Here is a 1,006-nt window from a genome sequence, read left to right as displayed (position 1 = left end):
TTCATGGAATCCGTTGTACCAATAAGCGCCACAAAACCACGTATGTTGAGCTCCTTGTATTTCTTCTTTGCGTTGCTGGGCAGCGATAGACTCCATCGTAAAGACAGGGTGATGGTAGGTGAACTGACGCAGAATCTTGTTCTCGTCGATATCTTCAGTACGGTTTAAGGTGACGCAGAATGTGTGTGAAGAGTCGATATGCTGCAAAATATTCATGTTGTACGTTAGGGACGGCAATCGTTGCTGCTCCTCTTCGCCTCCTTCCAGCAAATAGTTCCACGATGCCCATGCAGATTTTCGTTTCGGTAATACACTCGTGTCAGTGTGAAGAACCACATCATTTGCTTGGTAAGCCATATTAGACAAAATGTCGTTTTCACATGACGAGGCATCACTGAGCATCGCTAAAGCCTGGTCGCTATGACAAGCAAAAATGACTTCATCAAACCATTCACACTGCCCATTTGCATAAATCGCTACACCTTGTTCACTGCGAACAACTTTTTCAACCGGACTATTCAATCGAATCTTGTCTGCAAATCCTTGCGGTAAAGGTGGAATATAAGCACGTGAACCACCCTTGATAACGTACCATTGCGGACGATTCGTCACGTCTAACAAACCGTGATTGAGGAAAAAGCGTAAGAAGAACATCAATGGAAAAGCACGCATGTCAGCGAGGGAAGATGACCAAATCGCCGCGCCCATTGGCAGAATATAGTTGTCAGAAAAGAAATCACTAAACTGGTGCTCATCCAAAAATGCACCCAGCGTTTGAGAACTCGATATTTGCTCAGTAGCAGACGCTTTTGCTAGTTTATTGAAGCGTAAAATCTCAAGAATAAAGCGATAGAATTTTGGATTAAGCCAATTTCGCTTTTGTGCGAACAATGTTGTTAATGTGTGGCCATTATATTCCAAACCGTTGCCATCATTTCTCACGCTGAAACTCATTTGCGTCGGAATACCTTCCACGCCAATTTCGTTCATCATTTTGATAAAGTTT

Annotated in this window: 1 protein-coding gene; it reads right to left on the bottom strand. The window is 43.2% G+C overall.

Annotated elements, in window-relative coordinates; genetic code table 11:
- On the bottom strand, positions 1-1,006 hold a 1,006-nt coding region (locus R7Z77_RS24250; protein ID WP_318136915.1), incomplete at both ends, for an NAD(P)/FAD-dependent oxidoreductase.

The sequence above is a fragment of the Vibrio sp. 1401 genome, from assembly GCF_033340295.1.
This window is presented reverse-complemented; position numbering and strand designations above follow the sequence as displayed.